A 16,188-nucleotide genomic window follows, 5' to 3' on the forward strand; every position below is an offset into this window, starting at 1 on the left:
CCTGCACCGAATCATACTCTCAGACGGGCGTGACGCCACCTGTAACAGCCTGATAGGTGGCCACAGCCAAGGTCATCGGCTCGAAGGGCTTCGTGATGACGAAGGATGGCTCCTGCGTCTCACCCGTCAGCAGACGCTCCGGATAGGCGGTTACAAAAATGACCGGCGCTTCATGGGTCCGAAGGATGCGCCCGACGGCCTGCATCCCGTCACCGCCGCCGCCGAGATTGATGTCCGCGAGAATGAGACCGGGCTTCGTTTTCGCAGCCAACGCAACGGCATCGGCCTCTGTATGGGCAACGCCTGCGATCCTGTGGCCACAGCGCTCGACCAGATCCTGAATATCCATGGCGATGATCGGCTCATCTTCAATGATCAGCACACTTGTCTGCGCAATGCCCTGAAGGCCTTCGCGCGCCTTGTTCAGTTCGGCCGCTGCCTCTTCATCCGTAATGCCCAGCGCCTGAGCACTGGACGAAAGGGACTGCTCTTCCAGGGAAGTCAGCAGCAGAAGCGCGCGTTGCCGCAGCGGCATGCCCACGGTGGCATCCTTGCCGTGGCGCTGCATGAAAGCGCTCACAAGCAGGCCATAGAGAGCCTGCCGTGCGGACAGATCGTTCCTGGAGGGACTTTCCATCAGCTCCTTCAGGGCCACGGCCACAAGCTGATCACCCGTTTTCTGGTCACCAACCAGGGCGCGGGCAAAGCGGCGGGCATAGGGAAGCGCCTTGACGAGTTCCTGACGTGCCAGATCAGTCATGTGTCCATGGCCTCCTGAAAAGATATCTGCCAACGCATCCCCACGGAATGCATCTCGTTATGAAGGTTGAATAGTCATGACACGATGCCCAATCTCCGTATAGTCTTCGTGGCCGCCCCGGTCGCATGCGATGTCGCGTGAAGGATCTTCTTCTGAGCACACGATTGCCCGCGGGCCAGCAGCGCGACCCGTCTCCCCAGAAAGGCAGCTTTCACCGCGGCCTGCTCCAGACCCTTCCGGATCTGCGGGGTTTTGCGCGTTTTCTGACTCGCGATCCTGCGGCGGCAGATGATCTTGTGCAGGACACGATTGTCCGCGCACTGGCCTCCCAGGAGCAGTTCCAGCAGGGAACAGTCCTCAAAGCCTGGCTGTTCACAATCCAGAGAAATGCCTTCTACGAGCAGACGCGCCGCCGCAGCCGCGAACAGGAAATCATGCTCGACATCGAGCAGGACATGCAACCTTCCACGGCGGCACCGTCACGCCAGAATGCCCGCGATGCCGTTCAGGATCTGGGCGAACTGCTGTGGAAGCTGCCAGATCTGCTGCGGGAAGCCCTGATTCTCGTGGGAGCACAGGAACTGTCCTACGAAGATGCCGCCCGCGTCTGCGATGTGCCCGCCGGAACAATGAGGGCGCGTGTTTCCCGTGCAAGAGCCCAGCTTGCCGAGCTTGCGACGGAAAATACCGAACCTCCGGAAACGGATTGCGAAAAAAATATCACCTGATTTTTGGCTGTTTACCGCGCCTCACAGGCGGTCTTTTCCTTTTTTAGAAAATTTCCTGCCCCCCGATGCAACATTTTCGCCTGACCGTTCATTGATCCCATGAAAACAGAACGAAATCAGGAGTCAGTTCCATGACGTTCCACGATCAGGTCATTGCCATTCTTCCGAAGCTGCGCGTTCAGGCTCTTTCGCTGACCCGCAACCGCGCCGCCGCAGAAGACCTCGTACAGGACGCCGTGTGCAACGCTCTGGCAGCCCAGAACAGCTTCATCCCGGGAACGAATTTTTCGGCCTGGATGCATCGTATCCTGCGTAACCGCTTCATCTCCGATCTTCGCAAGCGTCGCGAGACGACCGATATCGATGATGTACCCGCATCGTCCTTCGCCAGCCCGGCAACCCATGAGGACAACCTAGCTCTCAAGGATCTGTCGATGGCACTGTCCCGCCTTCCGGCCGATCAGCGCGAAGCTCTCGTTATGGTCGTGATTCAGGGCATGAGCTACGAAGCTCTGGCTGAAGCCACGGATTGCGCTGTCGGAACGGCCAAGAGCCGCGTCTTCCGCGCCCGTCGTCAGCTCGAAGCCTGGATGAGCGGAGACCTGCCGGCCAACGACAAGCTGCGCATCAAGGTCAAGGCCCTGCGCGATGCCATGGATGCCCGTCGCCGTGCCGGTCAGTCCTCCGACGATCTCATGCTTTCATGATCTCAGGATCCGCAATGGAAAGAATTTGTATCCATTGCGGATTGGCAGTGATTGCAGAAAACGTGTTGTTTTCGTAAGACTGGATCGGCAGTTCATCCCGCAGCGGCTTCTCAGGAGAGACCCGGAGTTCGCGCCACAGTCAGTATCAGGGGTGCAGGATCTGCATCTTCTGACGTCACAGGAAGGTTCAGGACCAGCCAATGACCGCAGGAGACAAGCGGAAGTCCTCAGCCAAGGAAACCACTGGCGAGGATCAGGATTCGCCTTTCGGAATCTGGCTGAGCCGGGGCCTGCATCAGCTTTTTGATGATGTTGCAAACGAGCCGATCCCCGATGAACTTCTCCGATTGATCGAGGAAGACCGAAACAAGTGACTGTTAGCCGGTCTGGTTCTCCAGACCTGAATCCGCGGCGCTGGCGTCGTCTGTGGCACAGACGTGACGCCCTGCGCAGCATCCGGATGTTTGACACCGTCGGCGCGCGGGTGATGACCCTGATTGTCGCGACGACTCTACCCCTCGCGATCATCGCCTCTCTGCTGGCCTGGCACAGCTACCAGCAGAATGTCGGCAACAGCGCCATGCGCACCGAACGCGACACGCAGCTTGCCATTTCGGAAATCACGACGGATCTCGACCAGACCCACACGCTGCTGGACATGCTTGCCAATGGAGACATTTCTTCAGGAAATGCCCTGAGGGAATTTGCGCTGGTCCAGACCGTCTCACAGCATCACTACTGTATGCTGATGCTGACAGACGTGTCCGGCAGGCCATCGGTCGTTCTGCCACCCCCCTCAACGCAGGATGCGGCAATCTGCTCGTCTCCCGAACTCACCGCGCCTGCGATGAGCTCTCCGACGGTCAGAACTCCGGTTGTCGGAGTCGATGTGCTGAAGGGCGACCGTGGTCCGCTCCTGAAGTTCGTTGTTCCCATTCTCAGCAACAACTCCGTCTCCGGTTACATCATTGCCGTCCGGACCCTGGGCTGGCAGCGCAGCCATCTTCCGAAAGGGGACGGCCGCCTCCTGCTCGGCACGGATAACAATTCACGGCATTTTCTGGCGATGCCAGACGGAACCCTCTATTCGCTTTTCCCGGATCGTCCGGTAACCGCGGAATTGCCGAGAAGGGCATTTGCGCGTCTGAAGAGGGACATTGCGTCCCTCAGCCTGCATGACGTCTTTACGAGCCAGGGCATCACCTACGCTTTCCAGAATGCCTATGGTCCGGTCAGCCTGATTGTCGCAACGGAGCGCACGGCCGAAGAGAGCCACGCCCTCAATATCTTCCTGATCCGGGTCAGCCTGATTGTGGGTCTGCTGGTGCTTGAACTGATGGCCGTCGCACTGGGGGCGCGCCTGTTTCTTGTCGATCCATTGGAGAAACTGGCCCTGGCGGTCGCAGACTGGCGCAAGGGGGCTGCATTTGCTCCACGGATCAGCCATTCGATTCCGCTTGAAATCAGGCATCTGGAAAAGGCGTTTCTCCGCGCGACACGCCGGCTCAGCAAGCATGAGCAGGATCTGGAACAGTCGGCCCGCAATCAGGACATGCTGATCCGGGAAATTCACCATCGGGTAAAGAACAACCTGCAGGTCGTAGCCTCACTGCTCAACCTGCAGGCAAGCCGCATCCGCTCCCATGAGGCCCGCGAGGAATTTCGTCTCGTGCGGGACCGGGTGAGGGCACTCGCGACCCTGCACCGTTACCTGTATTCCGAAAGTGGCCTCTCGGCGCTGGATGTCCAGAGTTTTCTGGAAGAACTCTGCAGCATCCTGCTGTCCGCGAACGGCATGAACGCCCAGACCCGCATCCGGCTGCAACTCGATATCGAGCATGTCCTGATCTCTCCCGATCAGGCCGTCCCGATCGCGCTGATCGTGACCGAAGTCGTCAGCAATGCCCTGCGATATGCGTTCCCGGAGAACAGGGCGGGTCATATCGTGATTAACCTGCACAAGGTTGTTCCGACAGATCCGGAAAAGGAAGGTCTGGTAGAACTCAAGCTGGGTGACGATGGAATCGGCATCAATGCCGGTCAGGCCACCGAGTCCCGCACGCGTCGGGAAGGAATCGGGATGCAGCTCATCCGCGGGTTCGCGCGTCAGATCAATGCCGATATGACGGTCAGCAATGAAAACGGAACCTGGTATACCCTACGTTTCATTCCCGAACGCCCCTCTCTGACGGCGCTGGCGATGGCGCGCAAGGCCATCAGTCACGGAGAAGACTCGGGTCTGTAACTGCAAAGCGGCGTCAGGTTCCGCCAGCAAATCCACAAAAAAACCTAAATAAGCGGCAAGAATTGCCCGAAGCACTGTCTTGTCGAGCTTTTGCGACCTATATGCAGGGGTCATGAAGGCCGACAAGACAATCGCAAAAGCGTGGGTAAAGGCACAGGGACGCGCAAGCCGCTCCCGGACCTCTGTCGTAGTAGTTTTAGGGTTGCTCTCAACCCTGCTGGGGCTCCTACAGGCCTGGGCGCTGGCTCGAACGCTCGCTTCCGTCCTGACCCGCGATACGGACAGCACCGGACCAGCCATCGGCGTCTTTCTTCTGGCCTGCGTCCTCAGAGTGATCCTGTCCACCATACAGGACATGACCGCCGCTTCAGCCGGGATCCATGCCCGACGCCGCCTGCGCCGCGAAGTGCTGGACCGGATCATCGGCGAGGGACCGGCACTCCTGCGCCGCCATCACAGCGCCGCCATTGCAGCCACACTGGTTGACCGCATCGAAGCGCTGGACGGCTACTTCGCACGCTGGCTGCCCGCGGCATCGCTCTGGCTGGTCTCACAGTGGCTGGTCGTGATCGCGCTGTATGTGGAGAACCATCAGGCGGGTCTGATTCTTGCGGCCTGCTGTGCCATGCTTCCCATCTTTCAGGCCGTCTTCGGCATTGCCACGGCCGTCGCGTCCCGCAAGCAGTTCCTGGCCATGAACCGCCTTCAGACGCGCTTTTTGGACCGTGTGAAGGGCATTGCGACCATCGTCCTATCCGGTGGAACCGATCGCGAGACGCAGGCTCTGGCACAGAGCGCCGATGACCTGCGCCAGCGTACCATGAAGGTCCTGCGGATCGCTTTTCTGGCCTCGGCGACCACGGATGTCGCCATGGTTGCAGCCCTTGTGCTGATCGTCGTGACACAGGCCCACACCCTGATGGGTCATCCTTCTGATGCCGTCCTGACACGCGCGCTTTATGCCGTCCTGCTGGTGCCCGAGGCATTTGCGTCCTTCCGTGCCCTGTCGGCGGCCTATCAGGACCGCGCCCATGCCACCGCGGCAGCAGAAGCCATGCATGAACTGGCACCGCTGACCGAGCGGACGGCAGCGGGTCCTGACGTCGTGCAGGCCAGAGGCGGCATCTCAGTAACAGCGGAACACGTCTCGTTTGCATGGGATGAACAGCGCGGCACGGTCATTCATGACGTGAGCTTCGTTCTGCCTGCTGGTGCGACACTGATTCTCGAAGGTGCATCGGGAGCTGGCAAATCCACGCTTCTGGAACTGCTGCTTGGCTTCGTTTCTCCTTCACAGGGACGCATCCTGTTCGACGGACAGGACATGCAGAGCCTCTCTCCACGCCAGATTTCCTCGCGGATCAGCTGGATCGGGCAGAAGCCCGTCCTGTTCGCCGGAACCATCCGTGAGAACATCCTTTTCGCGCGGCCCGATGCTTCGGCTGAAGATCTGGATCGTGCCGTCTCCGCAGCGGCTGTCGATCAGTACCTGTCGTCACTCCGGGACGGACTGGAAACGCGGATCGGCGAGGGCGGGTTTGGCCTGTCCGGTGGTCAGGCGCAGCGTATCGCCATTGCCCGCGCCTATCTCAAGGACGCGCCGCTTCTGCTGCTGGATGAGCCCACATCCCATCTCGATCCAAAGACCGAGGCTGAAATCCTTGTCAGCCTGAAAGACCTCGCCAAAGGCCGGACCGTCATCCTGTGCAGTCATTCCGCGCAGGCCCGCCAGTTTCAGGGACGGCACCTCGTGCTTGATGCCGGTCGCGCCATTGCCTTTACGGGAGAAGCCGCATGAGCGCCCCGCTGCCCACAAATCCGGTTGCAGAGACGGGAAGCGAAACAGCGCTGTCCCGCATCCTTCAGGTCTGGCGTCCGCAATATACGCGCCTGATAACCGGTATGGTCATCGCCGAACTGGCTGTCTGTGCGGGGCTGGCCCTGATGGGGCAGGCCGGTGGGCGGATTGCCGGCGCTGCTGTCGGAGCAGGGGCCGCCTATCTTCTTCTTCGACTGTCGGGCGTGGCGCAGATCGTCCTGCGTTATTTCGAGCGTCTTTATACGCATGACGCCATGTTCCGCGCGCTGGCCGATCTGCGGGTCTGGTTCTATCGCAAGCTCGCGGGCGGTGCTGCGGCGGGGCTGGGTTTCCAGCGTTCGGGAGACCTGCTGACGCGCCTGGTCTCAGACGTCCAGACACTGGACAACCTGTATCTGCGGATCCTTGTCCCGCTGGTATCCGCTCTCCTGACACTCCCGATCGCGACGCTTGTCTGGATGCGGGCGGGAACGGAAGCAGGCCTGCTGACCGGCGCTCTGTTTGCCGTCCTTGCGTTCATTCTGCCCCTGATGGGCGCGCGCCTGTCCCGTCGCTTTGGTCCGGATATCCTGCGTGCGGAATCGGAACTGCGGATCGCGGCACTCGATCTCACATCGGGTCTGCGCGAGGCCCGGGCCTTTGGGGCGGAAGACGTCCTTGCCGCAGCAGTCACGGACCGTCAGGAAACCCTTTTCAAGGCCCAGCGCCGCCAGCAGACGCGCATGGCCCTCATGCAGGGCTTTGCAGGCCTGATCGCCAAGGCCGGAATCGCGGTCATCCTGTGTGCCGTTGCGGGTCTTCTCTTCCCGCAGGCTCCCGCCATCGCCGGTATTACGGCGCTGTTCGTGGCCATCACAGCGCTTGAAGGCGTCACTAGTCTGGCGCGTGCGGGTCTGTTGAGCGGGCAGGTCAGCCACGCGGCACAGCGGATTGTCGAAATTGCCGATCGGGCTCCCCCTGCACCCGAAGGCAACGCACCGCTTCCGGCAGGTCGCGATCTGCGTCTTGAGAACGTGACGTTCTGCTGGACACCGGACCGGGCTCCCATTTTCCGTGACCTGAACCTGACTCTCCGTCAGGGAGAGCGCGCGGCTCTGATCGGACCGTCCGGTGCTGGCAAATCCAGCCTGGCCGCCCTGATCCTCAAGGCCGCATCTCCCGAACAGGGCCGGATCCTGCTGGGTGGCACCGATATCACCACCCTGCGCGACAGTGACTTGCGCTCGCAGATCGCCTGGCTGTCGCAGGCCAGCCATCTGTTTGATGATACCGTGCGTGGAAACCTGCTTCTGGGCCGGACGGACATTCCGGATACGGCGCTGTGGGCTGCGCTCGACCAGGCCAGGATTGCAGACGTCGTACGCAATCTGCCTGACGGGCTGGACACCTGGATCGGGGAAGGCGGCTCGAAACTTTCGGGCGGGCAGGGACGGCGTATCGCTCTGGCGCGCGTTCTGCTGTCCGATGCTCCCATCCTCGTTCTCGACGAACCGGCAACCGGACTGGACGCGGAGACCGAGCGCGCTTTCCTTGAGACGCTGAACAATGCGACCGAGGGGCGCAGTGTTCTTCTGATCGCCCATCGACTGACCGGTGTGGAAAAACTTGACCGCATCTGGCGCCTTGAGGACGGACAGGTTATTTCCAGTGCGTGCTGACCGGCCCGCGCCGATCCAGCTTCACACCTCTTTATCCTGACAGGACGCTACGCCATGGCACGTTTCCTTTCCTTCGTCCGCATCGCGGCCCCGGTTTTCGTTCTGTCAGCTGCGCTGGCAGGCTGCGCCGAGCAGCCGTCGCGTGACAGCTACGTCGTTTTCTTCGACCGTGAATCCGTAACGCTCAGCCCTGTCGCCCAGGCTGTCGTGACCAAGGCTGCCACGGCTGCCCGCGCTGAACACGCTTCCGTCGTCCGCGTCTCGGGCTCTGCCGGTGCAAACGGTGATGCTGCAGTTCTGAAGGAACTGGCGACGAGCCGGGCCCAGACCGTAGCAACGCAGCTCAGCAATGACGGACTGAACGGTGCACGGATCGAAATGACGCCGTATGTCCCGAGCGAGCTTGAAGACTCCCACGTCGCCCTGCGTCGCGTTTCCATCACCATCGTTCCGGGCCACTGATCCGGCGCCCGGGATGCCGCAGGCGCAGAACAGCCCTCCCGTCGCCCCGGGATCGAATGAGCCTCCGACACCTGAAGGCGTGCTGGCGGAAGTTTTTGGCTTTCCTGGCTTCCGCGGCCTTCAGCAGGACGCCGTCGAAACGGTCATGCGGGGGGAGGACGTGCTCGTCCTTATGCCGACCGGCGGTGGCAAGAGCCTGTGCTATCAGGTTCCCGCACTCTGCCGGGACGGCATGGGTCTGGTCATCTCTCCCCTGATCGCCCTGATGGACGATCAGGTTGCGGGCCTGAGACAGCTCGGCGTCCGCGCGGCCGCGCTGCATTCCGGGCTGGAGCCGGATGAGCGCGACGAACTTCAGAGCGATCTGCGCAATGGCCGGATCGACATTCTCTATATTTCGCCAGAGCGCCTGCTTCAGCCTGCAACAGCGAATTTCCTGTCAAAACGCCAGATCTCGCTGATCGCGATTGACGAAGCACACTGCATTTCGGCCTGGGGCCATGAATTCCGCCCTGAATACCGGGCACTCGCCAGCCTGCCGGAAATGTTCCCGGGCGTCCCGCGCATTGCCCTGACGGCTACGGCCGATCCCCGGACGCGGGATGATATCCTGAACGCGCTCGGTATGCCCGATGCGCGGGTCCTGATGGCGAGCTTCCATCGCCCCAACCTGATCGTGGAAGCCCGCGCCAAGGCCAGCGAAAGCCGACAGCTCCTCGAAACGCTTCAGAGCCATCGCGAAGGCGCCTCCATCGTTTATTGCGGCAGTCGCAACAAGACGGAACGCGTCGCCACCATGCTGCGGGACAAGGGCCTGACCGCACTGCCATTCCATGCCGGCCTCTCTTCGGTCGAGAAGCGGGCCACGCTGATGCGTTTCCGCTCGGGGGAGGAAATGGTGATCGTCGCGACGATTGCATTCGGCATGGGGATCGACCGCCCGGACGTCCGCTGCGTCGTCCATCTGGACATGCCGTCCTCGCCGGAAGCGTATTACCAGCAGATCGGACGGGCAGGGCGCGATGGCGAGCCCTCGGACACGCTTCTGCTCTATGGAGGCGAGGACATGGCCCGGGCGCGGTACTGGCTGGAACAGTCCAGCGCCCCCGACCACGAAAAGCGCGTCATGCAGGCCCGTCTGGAAAGCATGATCGCCCTCACGGAGACCACAGGCTGCCGCACGCAGGCGCTGCTTGCATGTTTCGGCGAAAACCTCGCACAGCCCTGCGGTCACTGCGACAACTGCATCAGCCCGGTTTCAACATTCGATGGCACCCAGGCTGCCCAAAAAGTCCTCTCGGCCATTTATCGCACCGGCCAGCGTCTCGGAGCAGTCCAGCTTTCCAATGTGCTTCGTGGAAAGCTCAACGAGACCATCGAGCGCAATGCCTATCAGCATCTTTCGGTTTTCGGGATCGGCAAGGAACACAGCGAACAGTGGTGGCGGGCCGTCATCCGTCAGCTGATCGCGCGCGGGGCCATCCGGATGCATGGCGAATACGGAAGTCTCGCGCTTCAGAGCGAGATCGCGCGCCCGATCCTGCGCGGCGAGGAACGCGTGGCGCTCCGATTGGAAGCCAAGGCCGCCCTGACCGCCAGCGCGGGCTCGGACGGCAATACGGAAAACGATCGCCTGTCTGCGGATGAGAAACCGTATTTCGACGCCCTGCGCCAGTGGCGCCTGTCCGAAGCGCGGGAACAGGAAATCCCGCCCTACGTCATTTTCCACGATTCGGTACTGCGGGACATCGCCCGCGAACAGCCTGCCAGCCGCGCTGAACTGGGAAGCATCAAGGGCGTCGGCGCCTCAAAACTGGACCGCTACGGTGCCGCGGTCCTGACCGTCCTGCGCGAAATCCGCGAACCCGCCTCAGCCCAGTAAAGAACGTCAGTCGTGCGTCAGTTCGTCAGGCGCCGTGACGATGAAGCTGATGGTAATGCTGCCGCCATTGAGGATCTCGAACGTGAACGGCACCTTGCTGCCAGCGGCAGGCATCTGACGAATTCCCATGCACATCATGTGGTAACCCGAACGCGGGAAAATCATCGTGGAGTCGTGCGGCAGCGCCAGATGCGTGAAGAGATCGTTCGCCCCGTCCGTCTGCTGCTGGTTCGTGTGATGCGCAACGACATTCTGACACAGCGGGGATGAGATCCCCTTCAGCAGATGGTCAACGCTGTCGTCGTTGCGAATCGTGAAATAACCGGCCCCACGGTTGGGAAAATAGGCTGACGGGCGGAATGTCCCGTCCATAACCACGACCCGCTGCGCATCATGATCGGCATCCGGCGCCACCACTGTTCCCGGAAGAGCCTGCTGGGCCATGGCCTGGGCAGTGGAAAGGGCAAAGAGGGCGGTCAGGACAGATACCCGTTTCAACGACAGTCTCCCGGTGTTGTGCGCGAACTCACGAAGCCCGTTTGGGCCGGAACGCATCATCCGGTAAAGTGCTCCCATTTCCCCGGCCACGACAAGGCCCGAACACTTCAGGATCGCGAATGCGTTGCCCTTTTTGCGGACATGACGACACCCAGGTCAAGGACAGCCGCTCCACGGAAGACGGCGTTGCGATCCGTCGCCGGCGCGTCTGCTCGGCCTGTACGCAGCGTTTCACGACCGTCGAGCGGGTCCAGTTGCGTGAACTGTCCGTGACCAAGGCGGACGGGCGTCGCGTGCCTTTTGACAGGGACAAGCTCGCACGCTCCATCCGCGTCGCCCTGCGCAAACGTCCGGTTCCCGAGGAACGTCAGGAGCGTCTGGTCAACGGGCTGGTCCGACAGCTTGAGGCTTCCGGGGAACACGAGATTTCTTCCCATCGCATCGGCCAGCTGGCGATGGATGCATTGCGCGAAGTGGACGGTGTGGCCTATGTCCGCTTCACCAGCGTCTACCGCGACTTCCGCGAGGTCGAGGCGTTCTCGAAAATCCTCGCCGACATGAAACCCATTCCCGGGGAAACGGACACACCGTCCCCCGACGACTCCCAGGAGACACCATGACCGTCACCGACGCCCCCGCCGCAAATCCGACGCGCCGCAGCCGGACCATTGCCCGCGTTGCAGCCGTTCAGGCGCTGTTCCAGTGCGAACAGTCCGGCGACACGGCGGAAACCGTCATCAGCCAGTTCATCCGTCACCGCCGCATCAGCTCCACGGCGTCCTTCGACGATGGCCACATTCCCGACGCCGACCTGAAGCTATTTCAGGAAATCGTCCTTGGGGTCACACGCCGTCAGGACGATATCGATGCGAAGCTGAGCGACGTTCTGCCCGAACAGTGGCCGCTGCCGCGTCTGGACCCGGTCCTGCGTGCCCTGCTGCGCGCTGCCGTGTTCGAGATCGGCACCGACACACCGGACCGGATCATCATCAACGAATATCTGGATGTCGCCCACGGCTTCTTCTCGGGTGACGAACCCAAGATGGTCAACGGGATCCTCGATACCCTCAGCCGCCGCGCCAACGACGGCAACGTCTGATCCATGACGGGCGCGTCAGGGGCCGAAGCAGCTGGGGCAGGCGAGTTCGGCTTTATCGCCCGTCACTTCCGGCCTCTCGCAGGGGCGGAAAGCCTCGACCTGCGGGATGACTGTGCTCTCATGCGCTGCCCCGAAGGCGAGGAATTCGCAATTTCGACCGACACGATGGTCGAAAGTGTCCATTTCCTTCCGAGTGACCCTCCGGAAACCCTCGGCCGTAAGCTGCTGCGCTGCAACCTGTCCGATCTGGCGGCCATGGGTGCAAGGCCCCATGCCTATACGCTGAACGTGACCGTTCCGCGCGGCGGACGGCACGACGAAAACTGGTTTGCCGCATTTTCCCGCGGACTGGCGGAAGACCAGGAACGCTATGGCGTGCATCTGATCGGCGGCGATACCACGTCCATTTCAGGCCCCCTGGTCCTCTCCGCCACCGTATTCGGACTACTCCGGCACAATACGGCGCTCCGCCGCAGCACAGCCAGACCGGGGGATGAGATCTGGGTCACTGGCACAATCGGCGATGCCGCTCTGGGCCTGCTTGTCCTGCAGGGCAGCTTGCAAGATCCGTCGGGCTTTCTGGCAGAACGATATCATCTGCCACGCCCCCGGACAGGACTTCATCTGCACGGCATCGTCAGCGCTGCGATGGATATTTCAGACGGGCTGATCCAGGACTGCGGCCATATCGCCGAGGAATCCGGTGTCCAGCTTGTTGTGAATGCAGAGGCCGTCCCGGTCTCGTCTGCGGCGGCCTCACTGGGGCATGAGTGGCTCATGCGACGCCTGTGCGGCGGCGACGATTACGAACTGCTGCTCACCTGCGCGCCCGAACGTTCAGAAGCGCTGCAGGCCGCCTGTCAGGCTGCCGAAGTCCCGGTCCATCGCATCGGAACGGTACGCACCGGTTCGGGAGTCCGGCTTCTGGATGGGGAGGGACATGAAATCGTCCCGGAACAGGGCGGCTGGCAGCATTTCTGACAGACGCCCTGTGAAGGTGCGGCTTCAGGCCGGATCGTCGATCGGGCGTTCGTAAAGCCGATACCGCTTGTACGGTTCGGGCACGATGCTCTCGGCCAGATTGCGCATGTTGGAATCGGACGCCTGGATCCAGCCCAGTTCCACCCAGGAATAGGGCAGGGACTTCCGCCGACGCATCAGCTCGGCAATCGCCAGCGAAGGCAGCAGAGCGCCCAGAACCGTTCCGCGCAGGCGCTGTGTCACCCCCAGAAGGATGACACGGGCCGAATGGAAGCGATGCGTCGTCAGGCGTGCAACCAGCTTCACCCACCCCAGAGGCGAGGGTGCCCCACCGAGATCGCCGGCAATATCGTAAATATTGGGCACAACCAGCGCCATGGCGACAGGCTCGCCATTCTGGTCGATCTGGACATAGTGTTCAGGACGAAGGACCGGACCAAGCTGCTTGATCATGGCCTTCATTTCGTAGTCCTGGAGCGGCACGAAGTTGAACTTGTCGCTCCAGGCATCATTGTAAAGCTGACGCAGGATCTCGCCCTGCTGGGCAATCTGCTTCTTCGACAGGCGCCTGATGGCAATGGCCCCCAGACGTCCTTCGCCGATCTTCAGATCACCCGGAACCTTGAAACGCGACTCCGTCTGATCGTCCAGATCGAGCTTGTAGCTGAGAAGATCCTCGACGGGCTTGTAACCCGCGTCCTCGACCAGCTTGCCCAGCAGGCGTGGATGCCAGGGCATCGCAACCATCAGAGGCTGGTCCTGTCCTTCGACCATCAGACCGGATTCGCCATTGCCACTCAGGGTGACGGGGCCGCGCATCGTCTGCATGCCCTGCAGACGCAGCCAGCTCCGTGCCGTTTCCAGAAGAGCACTGACGACGCTCCCTTCCGGAACAGCATCCAGCGCACCGAAACAGCCGATCTTCATGCCCCAGTGTTCGATGGCACGATGATCCACGATCGCGGCGATGCGCCCTACGGCCGCGTTGCCGCGCCAGGCCAGAAAGTACCGGATGCTCGCATGGCGGAAAATCGGTGCTTTCTTCGGATTGAGCAGATCATCCTGTTCCATGTCGAAAGCCGGGACGAAACCCGCCATTCCGGCATAGATGCGACGCGGAAGCGTCATGAACAGTTTGAGGTCAGCCCGCGTCGTCACTGGCCGAACCACAAGATCATCATGCGGCGCAGGGATGTCAGTCCTGTCGGGCAGTGTCATAATGGCAGGTGTACCTCTGATCGAAAAAAACATCCCGTCCGACGGGGTGATGTGCCAGTACGGCACGGGGTCGCATCTTGTTGCATGGGAGGGCTATACCCTTCCAGCCCCGATCCGACCACGAATAAAGCGGTTTTCCATGCCAGATGCTTCTGTTTCCCCTTCGAGTGCCCCATTTCACGCCCTTATTACCGGAGGATCAAGCGGCATTGGCGCCGCGCTGGCCCTTCAGTATGCGCGCCCTGGAACGCATCTGACGCTGTGGGGACGCAACGCCGCACGCCTTGAGGATGTTGCCGCACAGGTCATTCGCAGAGGCGCTTCGGCCGAGATCCTGTCGCTCGATCTGTGCCGGACCGATGACGCCCTGGCGGCACTGCGCAAGGCGGATGACGCGCGCCAGATCGATATCCTGATCCTGGGAGCCGGGCTGGGAGACATCCGCCCGGAAGGCGCGTTGACCGAAACAGCCGAACAGGTCCGCGATATTTCCCTCGTCAATTTCACGACCCCCGCGACCCTTGCAACCGAAATGGCCTCGCGCATGGCAGCCCGCAAAGCAGGCCGGATCGCACTCATAGGTTCGGTAGCGGCCTTTCACGATCTTCCGGTCGCCACGGCCTATAGCGGCTCAAAAGCAGGTCTGGCCCGCTTCAGCACGGCACTTCATGCTGCCATGACGCCGCATCATGTCTCCGTAACCCTCATTTCTCCAGGCTATGTCGACACCCCCATGAGCCAGCGCCTCGAAGGGGCACGGCCGTTCCTCGTCTCGACGCGCCGCGCCGCCCGCATGATCACGCGCGCGATCGGGCAGGGAAGGGCGCATCTTCTCTTTCCCTGGCCTTTCGTCGTCGCCCGCTTCCTTGAAATGGTCGTGCCACGCGCCATCGTTCACCGGCTGCTGAGAACGGCCGAAGTAAAGCAGCGTCCGGTCCGCTGAAGGACGCGGTCAGACCGATGCGGAACTTGACGCGGCGGAACCGGTAGGCAACTGCTGCGCATTGGAAAAAGCGCGGGCCACCGGCCAGCATCGCCAGAGGATTTGAGGTGCCATGAGGGAAATCGTAGCCGTCGATATCGGTGGAACGCACGCACGGTTTGCAATCGCGACCATCAAGGATGGCAAGGTTGTCACGCTGGGTGAAGACACGACGCTGAAATGTGCGGAACATGGCAGTCTGGCGCTGGCCTGGGAGACGTTCGGTCGGTCGCTGAACCGGGCGCTTCCGCGCGAAGCCGGCATCGCTGTGGCCTGCCCGGTGAACGGCGAAATCCTCAAACTGACCAACAATCCCTGGATCATCCAGCCCAGTCAGTTGGCTTCGCGCCTGCATCTCGACAATTTCGTGCTCGTCAACGATTTCGGAGCCGTGGCTCACGCGGTAGCCCAGGTCGATTCTTCGCACATGAAGCATCTCTGCGGGCCGGACATCGACCTTCCGACAGAAGGCGCCATCACGATCGTCGGCCCCGGTACGGGGTTGGGCGCAGCCTGCCTGCTCCGCCGCAGCGACCGCTATTTTGTCATGGAAACCGAAGGCGGCCATCTGGACTACCCGCCGCTCGACGAGCTCGAAGACAAGATCCTCAGCGCCCTGCGCCTGCGCTTCCGACGCGTCTCGGCAGAGCGGATCGTCTCAGGTCCCGGCCTGACCAATCTTTACGAAGTCATTGCCGAAATGCAGGGCTGGCCCATCACCCTGCGTGACAACCGTACCTTGTGGAAAAACGCTCTCGACGGCTCCGACACGGTCGCCGTTGCCGCACTGGAGCGCTTCTGCCTCAGCCTGGGCGCCATTTCCGGCGATCTGGCGCTGGCACATGGCGCACGCGGCGTCGTCATTGGCGGCGGTCTGGGACTGCGGCTCGCCGACAGCCTCGGCCATTCCGGATTCGCCGAACGCTTCGTCGCAAAGGGCCGTTTCGAGGCGATGATGACCGAAATGCCGGTCAAGATCATCACGCACCCACAACCCGGCCTGTTCGGCGCTGCGGCAGCATACGCGGAAGCGCATCCGTAAAAACGAAAAACAAATCTGGATTTCCGGGGAGAAATCTCTGGAGGTCCGGGCGGGAACGACACGGCGGCCAATATCAAAGACTTAGCCGTGTAAAACGCAAAAAATCC

At 61.7% G+C, this 16,188-nt stretch carries 16 protein-coding genes; 13 read left to right on the top strand and 3 right to left on the bottom strand.

Going from position 1 to position 16,188, the window contains the following annotated elements; translation table 11 throughout:
- Window positions 1–19 precede the first annotated feature (19 nt).
- Complete coding sequence (locus HKD27_RS05650; protein ID WP_194688832.1) at window positions 20–760, bottom strand: response regulator; 741 nt, start codon at window positions 758–760, stop codon at window positions 20–22.
- A 221-nt stretch (window positions 761–981) separates the two neighbouring features.
- Here HKD27_RS05650 and HKD27_RS05655 point away from each other — a divergent pair, with 221 nt between their 5' ends.
- From HKD27_RS05655 to recQ, 8 genes are all read left to right on the top strand, one after another.
- Window positions 982–1,488, top strand: coding sequence for a sigma-70 family RNA polymerase sigma factor (locus HKD27_RS05655; RefSeq protein ID WP_194689014.1), 507 nt, complete (start codon window positions 982–984; stop codon window positions 1,486–1,488).
- A gap of 131 nt (window positions 1,489–1,619) precedes the next feature.
- Window positions 1,620–2,195, top strand: coding sequence for a sigma-70 family RNA polymerase sigma factor (locus HKD27_RS05660; RefSeq protein ID WP_011253907.1), 576 nt, complete (start codon window positions 1,620–1,622; stop codon window positions 2,193–2,195).
- Window positions 2,196–2,395: 200 nt separating this feature from the next.
- A complete protein-coding gene (locus HKD27_RS05665; RefSeq protein WP_158413643.1) occupies window positions 2,396–2,569 on the top strand; it encodes a NepR family anti-sigma factor in 174 nt (57 codons plus the stop codon).
- On the top strand, window positions 2,566–4,440 hold the full coding sequence (locus tag HKD27_RS05670) for a sensor histidine kinase (protein ID WP_370544242.1): 1,875 nt from the start codon (window positions 2,566–2,568) through the stop codon (window positions 4,438–4,440). Before HKD27_RS05665 ends, HKD27_RS05670 begins: the two co-directional genes overlap by 4 nt.
- A gap of 112 nt (window positions 4,441–4,552) precedes the next feature.
- Window positions 4,553–6,238, top strand: coding sequence for a thiol reductant ABC exporter subunit CydD (cydD, locus tag HKD27_RS05675; protein WP_194688833.1), 1,686 nt, complete (start codon window positions 4,553–4,555; stop codon window positions 6,236–6,238).
- Window positions 6,235–7,917 (top strand): thiol reductant ABC exporter subunit CydC, encoded by a 1,683-nt coding sequence (cydC, locus tag HKD27_RS05680; protein ID WP_194688834.1) that lies wholly within the window; start codon window positions 6,235–6,237, stop codon window positions 7,915–7,917. The genes cydD and cydC overlap by 4 nt, the downstream gene beginning before the upstream one ends.
- A 54-nt stretch (window positions 7,918–7,971) precedes the next feature.
- Entirely contained in the window at window positions 7,972–8,379 is a 408-nt protein-coding gene (locus HKD27_RS05685) for an OmpA family protein (protein ID WP_041112501.1), read from the top strand.
- 13 nt (window positions 8,380–8,392) lie between these two features.
- The gene (gene recQ / locus HKD27_RS05690; protein WP_041112502.1) at window positions 8,393–10,261 is read left to right on the top strand and encodes a DNA helicase RecQ; all 1,869 of its coding nucleotides are present in this window, start codon (window positions 8,393–8,395) and stop codon (window positions 10,259–10,261) included.
- A 6-nt stretch (window positions 10,262–10,267) separates the two neighbouring features.
- Here the strand turns inward: recQ and HKD27_RS05695 are convergent, their stop codons facing one another.
- On the bottom strand, window positions 10,268–10,759 hold the full coding sequence (locus tag HKD27_RS05695; protein ID WP_062498210.1) for a copper chaperone PCu(A)C: 492 nt from the start codon (window positions 10,757–10,759) through the stop codon (window positions 10,268–10,270).
- 119 nt (window positions 10,760–10,878) lie between these two features.
- Between HKD27_RS05695 and nrdR the strand changes: the two genes are divergently transcribed.
- The 3 genes from nrdR to thiL are packed head-to-tail and all read left to right on the top strand — an operon-like array spanning window position 10,879 to window position 12,839.
- Complete coding sequence (gene nrdR / locus HKD27_RS05700; protein WP_011253914.1) at window positions 10,879–11,379, top strand: transcriptional regulator NrdR; 501 nt, start codon at window positions 10,879–10,881, stop codon at window positions 11,377–11,379.
- A complete protein-coding gene (gene nusB, locus HKD27_RS05705; protein WP_041112503.1) occupies window positions 11,376–11,858 on the top strand; it encodes a transcription antitermination factor NusB in 483 nt (160 codons plus the stop codon). Before nrdR ends, nusB begins: the two co-directional genes overlap by 4 nt.
- A gap of 3 nt (window positions 11,859–11,861) precedes the next feature.
- Entirely contained in the window at window positions 11,862–12,839 is a 978-nt protein-coding gene (gene thiL / locus HKD27_RS05710; protein WP_194688835.1) for a thiamine-phosphate kinase, read from the top strand.
- A 24-nt stretch (window positions 12,840–12,863) separates the two neighbouring features.
- Here the strand turns inward: thiL and HKD27_RS05715 are convergent, their stop codons facing one another.
- Complete coding sequence (locus HKD27_RS05715; RefSeq protein ID WP_194688836.1) at window positions 12,864–14,057, bottom strand: hypothetical protein; 1,194 nt, start codon at window positions 14,055–14,057, stop codon at window positions 12,864–12,866.
- 139 nt (window positions 14,058–14,196) lie between these two features.
- Between HKD27_RS05715 and HKD27_RS05720 the strand changes: the two genes are divergently transcribed.
- Window positions 14,197–15,000 carry an SDR family oxidoreductase gene (locus HKD27_RS05720; protein ID WP_194688837.1) on the top strand — a complete coding sequence of 268 codons (804 nt, stop codon included), beginning with the start codon at window positions 14,197–14,199 and terminating at the stop codon, window positions 14,998–15,000.
- Window positions 15,001–15,112: 112 nt separating this feature from the next.
- The gene (gene glk, locus HKD27_RS05725; RefSeq protein ID WP_194688838.1) at window positions 15,113–16,081 is read left to right on the top strand and encodes a glucokinase; all 969 of its coding nucleotides are present in this window, start codon (window positions 15,113–15,115) and stop codon (window positions 16,079–16,081) included.
- Window positions 16,082–16,188: the final 107 nt, after the last annotated feature.

This window comes from Gluconobacter sp. R75690 (assembly GCF_015244525.1).
Classification (GTDB): domain Bacteria; phylum Pseudomonadota; class Alphaproteobacteria; order Acetobacterales; family Acetobacteraceae; genus Gluconobacter; species Gluconobacter potus.